The sequence below is a fragment of the Nocardia sp. CC201C genome (genome assembly GCF_030010695.1).
GTDB classification, from domain to species: domain Bacteria; phylum Actinomycetota; class Actinomycetes; order Mycobacteriales; family Mycobacteriaceae; genus Nocardia; species Nocardia otitidiscaviarum.
Genome location: NZ_JASCXP010000003.1, coordinates 13,296 through 28,940 on the forward strand (window position 1 = coordinate 13,296; position 15,645 = coordinate 28,940).

16 protein-coding genes are annotated in these 15,645 nt (G+C 62.2%); 11 read left to right on the top strand and 5 right to left on the bottom strand.

Annotated elements, in window-relative coordinates; translation table 11 throughout:
• Window positions 1-210: 210 nt before the first annotated feature.
• The 3 genes from QK444_RS00715 to QK444_RS00725 are packed head-to-tail and all read left to right on the top strand — an operon-like array spanning window position 211 to window position 5,145.
• Window positions 211-1,380 (top strand): hypothetical protein, encoded by a 1,170-nt coding sequence (locus QK444_RS00715; RefSeq protein WP_282776020.1) that lies wholly within the window; start codon window positions 211-213, stop codon window positions 1,378-1,380.
• 31 nt (window positions 1,381-1,411) lie between these two features.
• On the top strand, window positions 1,412-3,274 hold the full coding sequence (locus QK444_RS00720; RefSeq protein WP_282776022.1) for a serine/threonine-protein kinase: 1,863 nt from the start codon (window positions 1,412-1,414) through the stop codon (window positions 3,272-3,274).
• Window positions 3,271-5,145 (top strand): serine/threonine-protein kinase, encoded by a 1,875-nt coding sequence (locus QK444_RS00725; RefSeq protein ID WP_282776024.1) that lies wholly within the window; start codon window positions 3,271-3,273, stop codon window positions 5,143-5,145. Before QK444_RS00720 ends, QK444_RS00725 begins: the two co-directional genes overlap by 4 nt.
• 7 nt (window positions 5,146-5,152) lie before the next feature.
• On the opposite strand, the gene QK444_RS00730 is transcribed toward QK444_RS00725, so the two are convergent.
• Both QK444_RS00730 and QK444_RS00735 read right to left on the bottom strand, forming a co-directional pair.
• Entirely contained in the window at window positions 5,153-5,359 is a 207-nt protein-coding gene (locus QK444_RS00730) for a DUF397 domain-containing protein (protein ID WP_282776026.1), read from the bottom strand.
• The gene (locus tag QK444_RS00735) at window positions 5,356-6,237 is read right to left on the bottom strand and encodes a helix-turn-helix transcriptional regulator (protein WP_282776027.1); all 882 of its coding nucleotides are present in this window, start codon (window positions 6,235-6,237) and stop codon (window positions 5,356-5,358) included. Before QK444_RS00735 ends, QK444_RS00730 begins: the two co-directional genes overlap by 4 nt.
• A gap of 434 nt (window positions 6,238-6,671) precedes the next feature.
• Here QK444_RS00735 and QK444_RS00740 point away from each other — a divergent pair, with 434 nt between their 5' ends.
• The 3 genes from QK444_RS00740 to QK444_RS00750 all read left to right on the top strand — a co-directional run bounded on the left by QK444_RS00740 (window position 6,672) and on the right by QK444_RS00750 (window position 9,771).
• Window positions 6,672-7,211 carry a hypothetical protein gene (locus tag QK444_RS00740; RefSeq protein WP_282776029.1) on the top strand — a complete coding sequence of 180 codons (540 nt, stop codon included), beginning with the start codon at window positions 6,672-6,674 and terminating at the stop codon, window positions 7,209-7,211.
• Between the two features lie 98 nt (window positions 7,212-7,309).
• Window positions 7,310-8,998 (top strand): hypothetical protein, encoded by a 1,689-nt coding sequence (locus QK444_RS00745; RefSeq protein WP_282776031.1) that lies wholly within the window; start codon window positions 7,310-7,312, stop codon window positions 8,996-8,998.
• On the top strand, window positions 8,995-9,771 hold the full coding sequence (locus QK444_RS00750; RefSeq protein ID WP_282776033.1) for an ESX secretion-associated protein EspG: 777 nt from the start codon (window positions 8,995-8,997) through the stop codon (window positions 9,769-9,771). The genes QK444_RS00745 and QK444_RS00750 overlap by 4 nt, the downstream gene beginning before the upstream one ends.
• 122 nt (window positions 9,772-9,893) lie before the next feature.
• Here QK444_RS00750 and QK444_RS00755 read toward each other — a convergent pair whose 3' ends face one another.
• The 3 genes from QK444_RS00755 to QK444_RS00765 are packed head-to-tail and all read right to left on the bottom strand — an operon-like array spanning window position 9,894 to window position 11,683.
• A complete protein-coding gene (locus tag QK444_RS00755; protein WP_282776035.1) occupies window positions 9,894-10,442 on the bottom strand; it encodes a hypothetical protein in 549 nt (182 codons plus the stop codon).
• On the bottom strand, window positions 10,439-11,311 hold the full coding sequence (locus tag QK444_RS00760; protein ID WP_282776037.1) for a hypothetical protein: 873 nt from the start codon (window positions 11,309-11,311) through the stop codon (window positions 10,439-10,441). The genes QK444_RS00755 and QK444_RS00760 overlap by 4 nt, the downstream gene beginning before the upstream one ends.
• Window positions 11,312-11,350: 39 nt before the next feature.
• Window positions 11,351-11,683 carry a hypothetical protein gene (locus tag QK444_RS00765; protein ID WP_282776039.1) on the bottom strand — a complete coding sequence of 111 codons (333 nt, stop codon included), beginning with the start codon at window positions 11,681-11,683 and terminating at the stop codon, window positions 11,351-11,353.
• 1,202 nt (window positions 11,684-12,885) lie between these two features.
• Between QK444_RS00765 and QK444_RS00770 the strand changes: the two genes are divergently transcribed.
• From QK444_RS00770 to QK444_RS00790, 5 genes are all read left to right on the top strand, one after another.
• Window positions 12,886-13,242, top strand: coding sequence for a hypothetical protein (locus tag QK444_RS00770; RefSeq protein WP_282776041.1), 357 nt, complete (start codon window positions 12,886-12,888; stop codon window positions 13,240-13,242).
• An 11-nt stretch (window positions 13,243-13,253) separates the two neighbouring features.
• Entirely contained in the window at window positions 13,254-13,553 is a 300-nt protein-coding gene (locus QK444_RS00775; protein ID WP_195119904.1) for a YbaB/EbfC family nucleoid-associated protein, read from the top strand.
• Between the two features lie 101 nt (window positions 13,554-13,654).
• A complete protein-coding gene (locus tag QK444_RS00780) occupies window positions 13,655-13,969 on the top strand; it encodes a hypothetical protein (protein ID WP_029923695.1) in 315 nt (104 codons plus the stop codon).
• The gene (locus tag QK444_RS00785) at window positions 13,966-15,300 is read left to right on the top strand and encodes a hypothetical protein (protein WP_282776046.1); all 1,335 of its coding nucleotides are present in this window, start codon (window positions 13,966-13,968) and stop codon (window positions 15,298-15,300) included. The genes QK444_RS00780 and QK444_RS00785 overlap by 4 nt, the downstream gene beginning before the upstream one ends.
• Before the next feature lie 28 nt (window positions 15,301-15,328).
• Window positions 15,329-15,643, top strand: coding sequence for a PE family protein (locus QK444_RS00790; RefSeq protein ID WP_029923697.1), 315 nt, complete (start codon window positions 15,329-15,331; stop codon window positions 15,641-15,643).
• Window positions 15,644-15,645: the final 2 nt, after the last annotated feature.

The window sequence follows — 15,645 nt, forward strand, 5'->3', positions numbered from 1 at the left end:
ACGTCCGAGCGGCACATCTCGGACGGGGGCAACGCGGCGATCCGACGAATGCGGTGCGAAGCGTGGAACTCTCGGTCCGGGGGCGTTCCGCTGGAGTGGGGCGGCGCGCGGACTGCTGTTAGATTGACGCGGACCGGTCGGCATTCCGGCGGGGATCAAAGGTAGGAAGTCCGGTCGCTGGCACGGCGGCGGACCTAGGGGGAGATGCGGTTGCGGTACCACCGGCTTGCCGCCGTGGCGCTCGCCGCCACGGCCATTGTTTCGGCCGGGTGTTCGGACGGAAGCAAGGATCCGGCCCGGGATTTCGGTCCCTACTCGAGCGAGCGGATCGACGATGACTACGACGACCGTCCCAGCCGGGCGCGCGGGATTCTGGTGGAGTCGCTGCGCCTCGGTGAGCACCTGGTGTACGCCGATGAGATCGACCCCGCGCTGACGGTGGGTCGAGGGGGCGGGGTCATCGCCAACCACACCGGAGTGGTGAGCATGATCTCGGGGCCGCAGCGCTCAGCCTTGGGCGATTACCCGGTGCTGGGCGCGTTCGGAGCCATTGCCGCTGATCGGGACTACGGCGGCGAGCAGACCGAGACCATGCTCTCGATCTCCCTCATCGCCCTGCCGGACGAACAGACCGCGGCGGCCGCGGCAGCCGCCATGGCCAGGGCCGATTTCGAGACCAACGCCGACAATGTGCCGGTCGCGGTAGACGCCTACCCGACGGCGCTGAGCCACTGGCGGCCCGGAGTACCGACCATCGGCAGCTGGCTGACCTGGAAATCGGTGGTCATCCGCATCTACGCGCGCATGCCCGAGCCGAACCTGGAGCGGCTCGTCGAGATGACGACTCAGGCCTACCGCGCGCAGCTCGCGAACCTCGAGACCTTCACCCCCACCCCGGAGGCCGAGCTGCCCACGCTGCGGCTGGACCCGGACAAGCTGTTGCCCCGGCTCGTGAAGACCGGTGATTACATACCGGACGAGCGGGACTTCGCGGTCTACAGCCCGCGTACATTCGCGCTGCTGGTCGGCAAACCCACCGACGCGCTCGCCGAGTACTCGGCCCACGGGATCACCGCGATCGCGGTATCGCACAACAAGTTTCTGTTCCGCCTCGCCGACCCGGCGAGAGCGGACGAGGCGGTCGAGTATCTGGCGTCGGGGGACGAGCAATTGGAGTACGTCCCCATGTCCGGTGTCTCCGGCCTCGCGGGTGTGACCTGTTATCGGGCACAGCAGCCGTCCACAATACTGAAGGAGGCCAGGCGATTCCGCTGCTTGATCGCGCGCGGTGATGCCGTGGCGCGGGTCTTCAGCAACCAGGAGAGCGACGTCCGTCAGCTGGCGGCGGCGCAGTACGCGGCACTGGGAGATGAACGGTGAGCGTCGCCTGCCATTTCGCGGAGGGAATCGCATGAAACCGCTGGGTCCCAAGGACCCGCGCCAGCTGGGGCGCAATCAGCTGATAGCCGTCATCGGACAAGGTGGCATGGGACGGGTGCTGCTCGGCCGCGCGCCGACGGGCAGATTGGTGGCCGTCAAGCAGATCCACCGGCACCTGGCAGGAGATACCGAGTTCCGCGCCCGGTTCGATCGGGAGGTACAGGCGAGTCGCCGGGTCGCCGGTGCGTACACCGCTGCTGTCGTCGACAGCGACACTGGCTCCGAGAGCCCTTGGCTGGCAACCGAATACATCCCGGGTCCCGCACTCAAGACGGTGGTGGACGAATGCGGGCCGTTCACCCTGGGCGGTCTGCGGCTCCTGGCCACGGGATTGGCCTCGGCCCTGGTGGAGATCCACCGAGCCGGTTTGGTGCACCGCGATCTGAAACCGGCCAATGTGCTGCTGGCGGCGGATGGCCCCCGCGTCATCGACTTCGGCATAGCCCGCGCGATGGAAGCCGATCAGCAGCTGACCGCGACCGGCTCGGTCATCGGCTCACCCGCCTTCATGTCACCCGAGCAGGCGGAAGGCCGCAGCCTCACCCCGGCCGCCGACGTGTTCTCGGTCGGCGCGATCCTGGCCATGGCGGCGCGCGGCAGCAGCCCCTTCTCCGGAACCTCCACCCCCCAGATCCTCTACAACGTCATGCATTCCGAGCCCGACACCACCGGTGTTCCGCCGGATATGCGCGCGCTTGTCGAGGCGTGTCTGGCCAAGGATCCGGCGCAGCGCCCCACGGCGGAGCAACTGCTCGAGGCCGCCGGGCGGATCGCCGCTGAACCGGCGTGGCCGCCCGCGGTCCGCGAGCGTATCGCCGAGCATCAGGCCGATACCGACTGGTGGGTGGAGAAGGCCGCGCGGGAAATTCGTCACCGGGAACAGCTCGCGCGGGTGCGCCGCCGTCGGCGCGGCATTATCCGCGCCGCTGCCGCAGCAGCTGCGGGCCTGCTGGTAGTGGCCGGTACCGCTGCTGCCGCGCAAGAACTGGCGCGTCAGCCCGGGCAGGCGGTGCCCATGACCGAGCCGTCATTGGCGCTGAGTGCGGAGGAGTGGCGGCTGCTCGACCGGTGTGCGTTGCTGGAAGAGCCGGTGCTCGGTGCGCTCGGCACACTGGAGGACAAGGCGCCGGATAATCCTGAGCTGTGCAAGACCGCCATCACGGATGGTGAGGGCGGGGAGATCTGGTTGAGTCTGTATTTCGACTGGCCCTGGGGAGAGTCGGCGGCTTCTCCAACCGGCAGCACAGTTGCCTGGATGCCGATCTTCAGGTCGGGACAGGAGAATTCGTGTTATCGCTCGGTTGCCGCGCAAAGCGGCGCACCCGTAGTGATCACCGTGGATGGTCAGCTGGTGAGCGGAGATGGCTCGTGCCAGGAAATGGCTGAGCGGGCACTGATCGAGATCGTCAAGCGCCTCACCGTCAACCCGCCACTCCGAAAGCTCCCCGCCGAGTCGGTGTATCGGATCGATCCCTGCGGAGTAATCGATCCGCAGCTTGCTCGTACCATCGCCGGTGACCCCGGGCAGAAGACATCGAACGACCCGCACGACTGCTGGGTGAGTGGCAGTGACTACATCATAGAACTCGACCTGCTCGAAGAGGGGCGTCCCGATCGAGGAAGCCGCCCGCCCATTCAGGTGGGCGACGCCACGGTGTACATAAAAGATCGTGAGGAGTATGGCTCGTGTGAACTCGAGTACATGGTGCGCCTGCTCGAGGGTATTAAGGCCGAGGTGGCGAAGGTCAATATCGTCAGGCGAGACGGTCGGCCGGGGGCATGCGAGAGCGGCAAGAGGTTTATGGCCGCCGTCATACCGAGGCTCTCGAAATGAAGCTTCAGCCACTAGCCGCCGACGACCCGAACCACATCGGCCGGTACCGGCTCCACGGAGTGCTGGGTTCCGGCGGCATGGGAAGAGTGCTCCTTGGTATGGGGCCGGACGGCCGCTTCGTCGCGATAAAACAGGTACACGCGCACCTCTTGGACGAGCCGGAGTATCGGTCCAGATTCCGCCGCGAAGTCGCGGCGACAGCACAGGTGTCCGGCGCATACACAGCCCCCGTCCTCGATTTTGACGTCGATTGCCCGACACCATGGTTGGCCTCGGTTTTCGTGGTCGGTCTGCCGTTGGACAAAGTCGTCACCCGGTACGGCCCGCTGCCGGTTCAGGCCGTGCGAGTACTCGCGGTTGGGCTGGCATCGGCACTGGAAGTCATTCATCGGACCGGAGTGATCCACCGAGATCTGAAGCCCGCCAATGTGATGCTGGCCGCTGACGGTCCCCGCGTCATCGACTTCGGGATCGCCCAACCGACCGAAACCACGAGTGAACTGACCGAAGCTGGTTCGGTGCTGGGATCACCGGCATACATGTCGCCCGAGCAGGCGCTGTCCCAACAGATCACGCCTGCCAGTGACATCTTCTCGCTCGGTTCCCTACTCGCCATGGCGGTGACCGGAGCCAGTCCGTTCCAAGCCCCTTCGTTGGCCTACACTCTGTTCAATATCGCGCATGCCGAACCCGACTTGGAGCGGGTGCCACCGGAACTGCGTGAGCTGATCGCGGCCTGCCTGCACAAGGAGCCACGGTCCCGTCCCACGCCGACACAAATACTCGACTACCTTGGGCACTCGGGGAGTCAGAGCCACCCGTGGTCGGAATCTATACACGCGGAAATCGATCGTCTAGCAACGCAATTGGAGGAAATCGCGACGGACCCGGATGCGACACAGGTTATCTCGGCATCGGGTCGACAGCGTAGCGTGCACTCCGCACCGCCGCTCGAGAATCGTCGGCGATACACGATAGTGGTAGCCGCGCTATCGGGGCTGGTCGTTGCGATGCTGGCGGCTGCCACGGTGGTCTGGGCGGGTCGGACTGTCGAAGCGGAAGCTCCGGATCTGCTGACTCGGTTCCGCGAAGCCGACACCTGTCGCTGGGTCCAGCTGGCGCTGGGGCCGGAGCTTCCCGCAGCGGCGGCGGCCGGGTGGCCGGTCAACACCGCCGAGTGGTCTTGGGAGCCGACGTCCACGTGGGGATGCCGAGCAAGGGATGGCAAGCGGACCTTGGGGATCGAGCCCGCTACGTCGCTCGATCTCATCTATTCGGAACCTACCGGTTCGGAGATCAACGGCAAGCCGATCACGGCATTCGATGGCGACCGAAGCTGCAAACGTGGTCTCGAGGTGGGTACTACCGAGCAGGGTTGGGGAATGCAGATCACCTCATCCGACGCTGACTCCTGTGCACTAGTCGAATTCGTGCTCACGCGCATGATGGAGGTCGGCGACGCAATCCCTCGCCTGCAGGACGCGGATCGATCTCTTGCTGGCATGGACCCATGCGCTCTGCTGTCGCCCGACGACTTGAACCCGCTCATCGGGCCGCTGCCGGCGTCTCCCGCCTCGTTTGACGGTCATTCCTGCCAGTGGTCCGGCCGGGCGGATCTCAGTGTGAAGCTACGACAGTACGACCCCGAGGACATGTCCGGTCATCCAATCGACCTGGGCGACGGACTCTCGGTAGTGGATCCCTCGCAGAAGTCTTCATACGGTTGCAGTCGTATCTATGCCTATCGGGAGGTCGGTGCCCGCACCGAGATTCTGGAGGTCTACGCATCAGGAGGCTACAAGGAAACGGAAATATCCTGCGCAACAGCGGAGTCTGCTATACGGCTGGCTGTCGCCAACCTGCCCGCGTAAGTTCCCTCTACGACAGGTCGAATTCGCTGCCCGCCAACGCGGCGGTGAACGCGGCCCACGCTGCGTCGCTGAACCGCAGTGTAGGTCCGGAGGGGTGCTTCGAATCACGAACGGCAACTTGATCGCTATCCAAGAGGGCGACTTCCACGCAATCCTGCGAGGCAGTGCTATGTCTGCTCTTGAACCACCGAGCGCCCGCTAGGTCGCCTTTCATATCGCGAACTCCTCTGCGATCTCGCGGATGACCTGACGACTGTCGTCCTCATCCAGTGCCAGCCGCTCGATATCGGTACACACCGCACGATACTCGGCGACCTTGTCCGGTGTCTTCAGGTAGAGGCTCCCCGCAAAGCCCTGCACGTAAACGATTGGGGGACGGGACAAGTCGTCCTTGGGATGCCGGGGGAACTCGAATAGTACGAAGGTTCCGGCGACCAGGCCACGATAGGTTCCCGCCGATGACGGAACCACGCGAATCGACACGTTGGGCAGTGCTGCCATGTCCGCGAGATGCTGGAGTTGGGCGGTCATCACAGCCGCGCTGCCGGTCACGCGACGCAGTACGGTCTCGTCTATCAGAGCCGTCAATTCGAGCGGATTGGCGGAACTGGTCAGACGTTCCTGGCGCATCATCCCCGCCTGAAGCATCCGCTCGGTCTCGCGCGGCGGTTTGTCGGGGAACTCGATCCAACTGATGGCGCGCCGATACTCGAGAGTGTGCAGCAGACCGGGTACGAAGGTGGTCTGGTAGGAGATGAGCCTGCTGGCCGCGTTCTCCAGACTGAAGAACAGGTTGAAGTCCTTCGGTATGGCATCGCTGAACTCGTGCCACCAGCCCTTGTCTCCGGCAGCCTCCCTGACCAGTTCGAGCACCGCCTCGGTCTGTTTGGGTGTGGCGTCGTACACCTGGCAGAGCTTCTCGATCAGCACGTGGTTGAGCCGAACATCCTGACCGGTCTCGATCCGCCAGAGAGTCGGCTTGCTCATGCCGCTCGCGATCGCGGCCTCATCCATCCGGATGTCGGTGCCCTCGCGTAGAGCCTTGAGTTCGAGACCGAGAAGTATGCGTGGGAGTGTCGACGGTGCGGCCATGCGATGACCTCCACGGTGCGGTTTCAGTAGAAACCAGGATGACGGCTCCACGGAAACCGCGCGCAGATTTTCTGAAACTTTTCTCTTGGAACGTTGCGATCTGAATCCCACGGGTGTGAGCTGAAGCGGTCCAGACAACTGGATCAGCTGTCGCGCAACTGTTCTCGCCTCTCGATGACTACCCGAGGAGTGATCATGTCTCTTGCTGCACTACAGGTTCTGCTGGTGATGTACAGCCTGCTCGCGATCCTGCATGTCGGATTCGTCTGTATTGCACGGCCGTCTCACCGCAGCGGCCACACGAATGCCACGAAATGGACTGCCGCCGCGATCATCTCGCGAGTTCAGGCCGAGCGCGCGACGTGTGACAACGGGTCTGCACCGTCCCCATCATCGAAACTCACCCATGCCCCGGTAGGCGGAGAAGGGTCGCGATGAACACCGCGAAGTTCGAGCACGTGGAGAGCCGTACATACCAGGTGGCCGAAACGCTCTACCCCATCTACGAGTGCCGCGTCGATCCCGGCCCCCTGCCTGTGAACACACGCAACAGTGCGGCGGTCGCCCGGCTCCTCGAACGCATCCACGGCGACTGCGTCACCGCGTGGTGCCGTCCCAAGCAGCGGGCCCGCGAGGCCCTCGACCCGTTGGTCACGCCGATACCGGAGTGGCGCTGTCCGATTCCCGCCGCCGAGATCGAAGCGGCTGTCACAGCCGTCGACAAGGCGCGCGCCGCGCTGAAAGCCGCCGAAGCCGCGCACCGAGAGCGGCCATCGGCGAGCACTGGCGCGACGAGTGCGGAAGCACTGGCTAACGCCTCGCATATCCTCAGTGTCGCGATGAAACGGAGGGGTGATCTGTTGCGTCGTGCGTTACCTGAGGACGGCATCATTCCCATCCGCGTGGTCCGGCAGTTCCGTGCGTCCGACGAGCATGTTTCCGCTCTCATCCGCGAGATGACGGGGGAGCAGTAGGCGCGGTATCGACGGCGAGCCGACCGGAATACACCGTGATACGGTCGGACCCATGGCGACACACCGGGGGCGTTCGCGGGTGATGGGGAACCGGATCAATGACTGATGGTGGAACTCGGTTCGGCGGTCTGAAGTCGCAGGCCGAAAACGGCGGGGGTCAGCTTCTCTTCGACGCGAGTGTCGTCGCGGATATGGTCAATGCCTGCAATGGCGTGCTCGGTCAGCTGCTCGCGCTGCGAACTTTCGCCGACCAGGTGAGTACGCTGGCGGCATTCGCGGGTCCGCCCGAACTCTTCGAGTCCGGAACCCATCTCGCACGGGCGTACTCCAGTGCCGGTGCCGACCTCGCTGCCTACTTCGAGACTCATATCACGACGCTCGATGACCTGGTCGCAACGTACAAGGCGGCAGGTAAGGCTTTCGCCGGTGCGGAGGACGAATCCGTCAGGGCATTCGAGAGCATTCAGCGCCCACTCGGCGGCAGCTTCACCACACCGCACCCGGCACTGGGCGGCGGGGGCGAGGCCCCCGCTTTCGAGCCCAAGGAACCGGCCGCGACGTCACCGTCCGGCGCGAATGCGATCAGCGCCGAGAACCCCGAGTCGAAGTCCTGGGAGGACCTCTACCAACTGCGCGAGAGCATCGACGCCCCGGCTGTCGCCTATATCGGGTCGGTCTGGGGATTCATCGCCACCGAGCTGAGCGGTGCGGTTCCGGAGCTCAGCACCAAGATTGTCGGTTCGAACGACAAATGGGCGGGCGGTTCCGGGGACACCGCGAGATCGGCGGCCAGTTCGTACGCCGACAATCTCGTCGCGTTCGTCGCGAGCATCAAGACGATCGGCGAGGGGCTCGGCCGCATCTCCGGTTGGCTGCAAGCCTGCAAGAACAGCATGCCGACTGAGCAACGCAATCCCGCCTATTCGACGTCGTCCGGTCAACAAGGACTGGCTGTCCCCGCCGAAGCCGTCCCGGATCGCACCAACGAGTTTCGCGAGAATTACCGCCGGACATACGTGGCGGGAATCGCGGACTACAACACGGCGACCCCGAAACTACATCCGCCGACCAACCCCGTGAACCCCGCCACGGTGCCGCAGAGCCCGACCGGAGCCGACACGTCTCCGGTCACCGACGGCGGCAGTCCCGCACAGCAGACCCCCACCGCGCCGACCACCGAAGTCGACCCACAGGACCCACAGCAGCCGGAGGACCAGGCTCCCGAGCCCAGCCCGGCTACGGATACACCGGCTCCGTCGACCGAAGACCCCGCCCAGCAGTTGACGCAACTGGCACAGGGAGCTCTGCAAATGGCTGGGCAGGTAGCACAGCAGGTGGCGCAAACAGTGCAACAGGCGATCCAGTCCGTGCAGGAACAGATTCAGCAACTCGACGACCGATCCGACGAGGAAGACCAACTCGAGGAACCACAACTCGCCCAGGACGATCCCGCGAACGGCACACCGGAATCCGCCGTGCCCACCGGTAGCGGTGGTGGTCCATCGGCCACCCCGCAAACCACGCTCTCGGACACTCCCACCTCGAACCTCTATCCCCGAGCGAATATCGCGGAAGAAGTCTCGACAGCGAGAACCGCGGGCACACCATCATCGAATTCGCCCTACGCCGCACCCGGCATGATGCCGATGGGCGCGGCCGGTGCCGCTGGTGCGGGGCAAAGCCAGGAGAAGGAATACAAGCGAGCGAGTTTCCTCGAAGACCGCTCACATCTCGCCGAAGCTCTCGGTGAACTGCCGACCGCAGTGAAGCCGGTCGCCGACACGTGAACCGCAGTTGGCACTTCGGGGATCTGGAATTCGTTGTGCTGTGGGAGAAACTGACCGGAGATTTCCTCCCACACCCCTTCACTTTCACCAGCCGTACGCCACTGTATGACGACTTTCAACGCGAGAGATACGAGACGTCGCTCCGGGTGCGAGACGAAGTGGACGCTGCGCTGGTCCGTGTGTTCGAGTCACTGGCGCACCCTGACATTCGGGTGGCGGTACAGAGTTGGGACGCGCAGGCTCCGGAGCGAGCGGACGGCTGGATCCGACTCTTGGCCGGACGTCGAGGCGACCGTGGTTGTCTCGTCGCGCAACTGCCCGGTGAGACCCCGAGGCACAGCGGTGGGTTCACGATCATCGAGTGTCATGCCCTGGCGCTGGCGGACGCCGTGGTCGCAGCATTGCCCGAGGCGAAACCTGGCGGGCGGGGCGATATTCCACTGTCGGCGGCAGTCGAGAACCACGACCACTCCTTCGGGATATCGCCGGTAGCTGCGCCGGGTGATGATGCCGAGGAGCACGTCCGCGCATTTCTTCGCGCTCGCCACGATCGGATCGGCATTATCGAGATCAGCCAAGGCGAGTCGAAATTCGGTCCACGTGGAATCAACGCGCACCGCATCGAATTTCGGGACCTATCGGACGATGGTCGCTATGTCATCGGGCACTCCGCGCCGTGGACGGCGATGACGAGCGACGCGGCCAGACTGAAGGCGATCATCAATATTCGCGTAGCGGATATCGTACAAACGATTAAGGATGAGAGGGCTTAGGCTCTCCCGCACAAAGGACTATTCAGATTGCGAATAGAACCTGACCCAGCTACCTAGTATGACAGCTGGGTTCACAAGCTTCTGGGTGACAGTGCTACCGGTTTGTGTAGTCCTCCACCTTGTCACTTACGACGGGCGCCAATGTCTCGGGCAGTACGATCCAGATACTGAACTATTTTGCCCTTCGTGTTCTCGTCGAAGATGAGGTCGCCACTTGCTGTCTCTATCGGTCCGTTCTTGCGGAAATAGAGGTCCATTATCCATTCGTCAACCTGGACGTAGAATTCGTTATCATCGCTAATCCACACATGAGAATCATCATAACCTTCCTGGCGTTGGTATCCTTCACTGTCGGGTTCTCTTACAGTTTTCAGCTGTGGATTCCAAGCCTGGAGGTTGGCTACTGATGCACCGTAATTCGTTGTACCAATCTTACAGATTCCGGAGAATCCAATTGATGAGTCTTCTTGGTGGCCTTCAGGGGGGCTCCATGTGGCATCCATCACCTGGAGTTCATTCTGTATAAACTCTAGAAATCCCTGACAGAGGTCGCCGACAGTATATGCTGACGCATGAGCTTCGGAGTTGTGTCTAGTGCTCAACTCGACTCGGTCACCGCATGCTGTCACACCAAGGAGAGCAACGCCGGCGAGTAGGATCGTTTTCCTCATCTGTAGCCTCCATCCAAGGCGATTATCGACCACCCAGAGGCGTCGTCGTATCGGTCAGTATCAGCAGTCGGCCACTGTTGTGACGGAAGGCCACGTTGTACCGTCGTTTGATTCATGATGTTCAATGAGATCTGGACAGATTCCGAGGCAGTCTTTATTGACTGAATGGCGCTGTTTATTGATTGCTGTATACCTGCGATGCCATTAACAAATGAATCGGTGCTGGCGATAAGTGTAGCAGGATTGCAGCTGGCTATCGTCACTGTAACTGCTTCCACAAGCTCAAGTACATTCTCAGACAGCTCAGTGTAGTAGTTCCTGACATCCCGAGCAATCTGCTCAAGCTGTTCGGCTATGTCGATGCACACCTTTTCCACCGCGACAAACCCTGCGTGTTGACGTTCACGAGCATCACCGTACTCGCGTGCACCCGGACTCTGCCAGTGGGCGGAAAGTTTTGTTTGATCGTTGCTCTCGTTGTACCCTTTTACTACCTCGCCCGCAATGCTGCGCCAGGTGTCCCCAATTTCTATAAGTTTGACCGGGAAATTGTACCAGTTCATAAAGGAAACCAGTCCTGGTATGCCCTTCTCGGGATCGCCATCAAGAGCTAATTTTATTAGCTTGACGATTCTGTCACGATCGGTTTCCAGGTAGTCGTACGCGACTGCCCCCGAAATTAGGCCACCGAATGGTCCGAGTAATAGCGTTCCGCCTGCTGCAGCACCTGCTGAAGCCCATTTTATTGCAGAATTGTAGGAGTCTTCCACTTTCGTTGAAAGGCTGTCAAACTCGGGCTGCTTTCCATCGATGGCGGTGATGGACGCCTGAATATTGCTACCTACGGTTGCTGGTTCATCTTCACTCATGAATCACATCATTCTTGACGGGCGGTGTTATGAAATTTTCTAATTATTGAGATTGGTAAATGTCCGCGATCCGAGTTCTTCGACTCCAGTGTAGTCATCGTGGGCTTGACGCAACGTTGCTGCGATCTGAAGGCAGTGTTTTGCTCCATCCCTAAGTATCCCATCAACGAAAGCGGGCAAGCTCGGCTCTTCTGACCCAGGCTTCATGTATTGCGTATATACCTTGCTAAAGAAGGGGCCTGCATCGTTCTCGTTGATGCTGACCTGCTCAATCAGCTTGCCTGCAGATCCGAGGAATCTCGCGGCATCCTCCCACTCGGGGGCGGTGTCTTTCAACCTCTTGAGGGCGTCGATGTAAACCTTTTCGGTCATAGTGTCAAATCCTTCATAGATTGGCTAGCTTCGAATAGGGCTGTTTGTGTCGCGAGGTTCTCGGTGCGCGGTGGTAAGATTCTGGGTGCAGCCTTGGGTGATCAATATCTCGATAGGCGAATTCGATGCTGTTGGTGCATCTCATCGAGGTGTCGGTCGGAGTACCGCGAGAAGTTGCTGTTCGGATCTACTTTTGGACGTAATTGTCGGATTTGTTGTGTGCATGCGAGCACCTCTCGTTCAAGGGATAATGAGTCGAGACTGCCCTGCCATATCGGCCATGTTCGAAATGATTTTACCTGCATTCGATCGGCTGTCATCGAGAAGACCGGTTCGTCCTGGATCATTGTGGGTCCGTGTGCAGTATATTTTCCAAATGTTCGCAAAGACTTTGCGGTCTGTTGGTACTGTTCCCATGTTTCCGTCTGCAATAGAAGGCAGATCTGCTCTCGCAAAGTGGGAATACGATTCGCATGAGCGAGTGGCCGGTTCGGCCGACCGCCATGTGCTTTGAAAGTGCGAATCAGTATGTTTAGAACCGCGCCTTCGTATGCCTTCATTAGCTCTCGATCTACTTCATGTGATGAGATCTCGAAAGCCCAGCTACTACTAAACTCGAGCCGAATTGGCAGAAGCCCGGAATCAAGATGCATTTTGATCCACGGAGAGCCTGCTGCGTGCTCAGTCTCAGTGGTTCTGATCTCTGCCGACTGAACCGAGGGTTCTTCTTCTTGCTCATCATCGGAACCGTAATTAACATAGCGTATGTTCATTTCAATCGCGTTTCCTAGTTATTTCGTCGGCGGTGCAAAAGAGCCCTGCTACTCGAGACCTTAATGCGCGCAGAGTGCACGGGAGCTAAGCCGTGACCTAGGCCTGCGACATGATGAGGTTTCCCTGTAAATCTAGCCCTCGCATTACGTATTGCAAGTGTCAGGCGTCTGAATCTGTGATGGTTCGGCGAAATCCAAAGGGCGCATCGGGCCGAATGCCTCGAACGTCATGCCATTATCCCCCTCTTTAGATGGAGCAAGTCCACGTCGCGATTTGGCGGCAGTGTATCTCATGTGGTGCCCGTCGATCTGAACAGCAGATGGCTGACTGTTCATGTCAACCTGACCGTTCACGCCAGAGCCATGTGGTGCGGCCTGCTTGTCGTATGGTAGGTATACACACTGGGATACGCGGGAGGGAGTACCAGTATGGGCGGCGATGAGCCCAGCGCGGCAGAACGGACGGTTCTGACGTTCTCCGCGGCCACGTTCAGCGGCTCGATCAAGGTGCGAACCACTGAGCAGGGCCTGCCCGTGGCCATTCGTGTCAATCCTTCCGAATTGCATCGTGATCCGTCACAACTCGCGGCCGAGGTCTTGCGGCTGTGTCAGCGCAGCGCGGCTCGCGCGGGTGTCGAGCGCCGCAAGCAGTTGGAGGAGGCGGGCGTGAGCGCAGAGACGCTGCAGCGTTCCGGACTCCCCACCGAGGCCGACGTCGCACGTCTGGAACTGGTCGAGGAACAGGAGTACGAGACCGAGCCACAGAGCTGGCTCGGGACCGTGTAGGGGAGGGGTACGTGGTCGGGTCGTGGGATGAGCTGGAGACGCGCGTTCGCCAGCAGATGTATCGGTTCCAGGAGTTCGGGGACGAGCTCGCCGCCGTGCGCGGGCGAGAGACGTCCGAGAACGGTGCGGTGACCGTCGAGGTCGACGGCAATGGCGCACTGCGGGATCTGGAGTTTTCCGGCGAGATTGCGCGGATGTCGCCCGACGAGTTCGAGCGCGCTGTTGTCGACACCGCGAATGCGGCGGCGCGGAACGCGTTCACGAAGCGGGCAGAGCTTATGACTCGCTTCAACGAGGAGTTCGCTGGTTAGCCGCCAGGTTAAGCGGACCTTTTGAAATTGTTAACCAACTGGCGCAACCATTTTCGTGCCAGTACTCTTCACCCAAGATCGATCGTCAGGGAGGGAACACAATGGGCGACCTGGTGAAGGCCGAGTTCGCGGAGATCACAGCTTTCGGTAGCACCGAGGCCGCGACGGCGGCGCAGGTCGCCGGTGCTGCCGCAGCCGATTCGGCGGCGGCACTGGCATCGGCGGTACCGGTGTTCGGGCTGATCGGTCAGGACTTCCTCATCGCCTTCGCGCAGGCGCAGGCCAACTATCTGCTGTCGACGGCCGAGATCGCCGCCGTGCACGGACAGACCGCGGCCGCCGCGTACTCGGGCGTCGCGCTGTACGAGAGCACCGAACTCGCGTCGGCGATCAGCTTCGCAGTCAACTCGCTGTGAGTGACGCCACGCTGAACCCGACGGTGCTGGACGTACTGCGTACCAGCCCCGTGGGTTCGATGCTGGATCGTCCGGTCGCCGATGTGCTGCGCGATCTGGGTATTCCCCAGCTGCCGCAGCTTCCACAATTGCCTGCCATGCCGGAGATCACCCTGCCGTCCATTGATCCGACGGTGCTGATCCAACCTGTGGTGGAGCTGCTGTCGGGATTCGGCAGCGGCAGTCTGGGCGGCGGCGGATTCGATCCCACCGATCTATTCTCGCTGGTCACGAATGCGCTGGGCAGCGCGAACGATACGACCATGCAGGCGCTGAACCAGGTCTCGGCCGGGTGGCAGAGCGAGGCGGCGGTCAAGGCCAAGCAGAAGAGCCTGAGCGTCGTCGACGATACCGGGCGGGTGCAGGCACAGGGCTTTCAGCAGAAGGCGATCCTGCTCGACGCCGAGCGGGTCGTCGCCCAGGGATACGCGGAACTCAGCGGTGTCATCGCGAAATTCGTCGCCGAGGTGATCGCCGGTGCGCCGTTCTTCGTGACACCGCCGGGTTTCCCGGTGCTGCTCGGCCTGGCGTCCCAGGTCGTCGGCGAGGCGACCATCATCGCCGCCAAGACCCGTGGCGAGCTGAGTGTCAAGACCGCTCAGATCGTCGGTGCGGGAATGAAGATTCCGGTCACCGGCGCGCCCACCGTCGCCGATGCGGTGCAATTGGCGAACATGGTCGCGCAGTCGGTGCAGCCGCTGGCGCAGCCCGCCGCGCAACTCGCGACCAAGGTCGCCGAGAAGGGCGGCGAGGTGGTCAGCAGCGGTGCGCAGGTGATCAGCAAGGCGACCGATACCGGTCAGCAGCTGCTCAGCGGGCTGACGCCGACGACCACGCCGACCAACCCGTCCAAGACCACCGACAGTCCCACCACGGATGGGCTGGGCGATGACCCGAGCGGCAAGATCGACGGCGACGATTCGACTCCCGGCGGCTCCATCATCGGTGGCGGCGGCGTGCCCATGAGCCCGACCTCGCCCAGCAATACCCCGTTGACCAGGACATCGTTCGGGGAGCCGACCGGATCCGGCGCTCCGGCTCGCACCTCCACGGGCACCACGACACAGACCGGCCGCATGTCGACCTCGCCGATGATGTCCGGCATGGGCGGCGGCGCGGGTGCGGCGAATCGTGCCGGTGCCGCCGACGAGACCGCTTCGAACGACCGCTCCAACCTCGTCACCGGCGTGAACGGCGACGAAGTGGTCGGCGTCGTCGAAGGCGTGTCCACCCCCGTGATCGGTGGCGTGGCCCCGATCGAAGAGCCGCCGGACAAAGCGCTAACCCTCTGAAACGCCAAGGGCAACAGGAGAAACCACCATGGCTACCACCGAATTCGCCGGCCTTCGTTTCGATCCCGAATCAGCTCTGCTCGCCGCCGCCCAGCTCGACGCCCTCGCGGACCGCCTCGCCGGGGGTGTGCGGGACGAACAGCCCAAGCTCACTCTGGTTTCCGCCGGTTCCGACGAGGTCTCGGTGCGTGCGACGCAGACCCTCAACGCGGTCGCCGCGTCGTTCCAGCAGAGCGCCGACAACGGCGTGAGCGAGCTGCGCCGGCTCGCCACCGCGCTGCGCGCGCAGACCACCAACTTCGGACAGGTCGAGAGCCAGAGCGCGCTCGGCTTCGCGGTCTGATC

What these genes read in the sequence shown, in the direction of transcription:
- QK444_RS00720 (WP_282776022.1), top strand. Translation starts at nt 1,412, where the DNA reads ATGAAACCGCTGGGTCCCAAGGACCCGCGCCAGCTGGGGCGCAATCAG.
- QK444_RS00725 (WP_282776024.1), top strand. Translation starts at nt 3,271, where the DNA reads ATGAAGCTTCAGCCACTAGCCGCCGACGACCCGAACCACATCGGCCGG.
- QK444_RS00730 (WP_282776026.1), bottom strand. Translation starts at nt 5,359, where the DNA reads ATGAAAGGCGACCTAGCGGGCGCTCGGTGGTTCAAGAGCAGACATAGC.
- QK444_RS00735 (WP_282776027.1), bottom strand. Translation starts at nt 6,237, where the DNA reads ATGGCCGCACCGTCGACACTCCCACGCATACTTCTCGGTCTCGAACTC.
- QK444_RS00740 (WP_282776029.1), top strand. Translation starts at nt 6,672, where the DNA reads ATGAACACCGCGAAGTTCGAGCACGTGGAGAGCCGTACATACCAGGTG.
- QK444_RS00745 (WP_282776031.1), top strand. Translation starts at nt 7,310, where the DNA reads ATGACTGATGGTGGAACTCGGTTCGGCGGTCTGAAGTCGCAGGCCGAA.
- QK444_RS00755 (WP_282776035.1), bottom strand. Translation starts at nt 10,442, where the DNA reads ATGAGGAAAACGATCCTACTCGCCGGCGTTGCTCTCCTTGGTGTGACA.
- QK444_RS00760 (WP_282776037.1), bottom strand. Translation starts at nt 11,311, where the DNA reads ATGAGTGAAGATGAACCAGCAACCGTAGGTAGCAATATTCAGGCGTCC.
- QK444_RS00765 (WP_282776039.1), bottom strand. Translation starts at nt 11,683, where the DNA reads ATGACCGAAAAGGTTTACATCGACGCCCTCAAGAGGTTGAAAGACACC.
- QK444_RS00770 (WP_282776041.1), top strand. Translation starts at nt 12,886, where the DNA reads ATGGGCGGCGATGAGCCCAGCGCGGCAGAACGGACGGTTCTGACGTTC.
- QK444_RS00780 (WP_029923695.1), top strand. Translation starts at nt 13,655, where the DNA reads ATGGGCGACCTGGTGAAGGCCGAGTTCGCGGAGATCACAGCTTTCGGT.
- QK444_RS00790 (WP_029923697.1), top strand. Translation starts at nt 15,329, where the DNA reads ATGGCTACCACCGAATTCGCCGGCCTTCGTTTCGATCCCGAATCAGCT.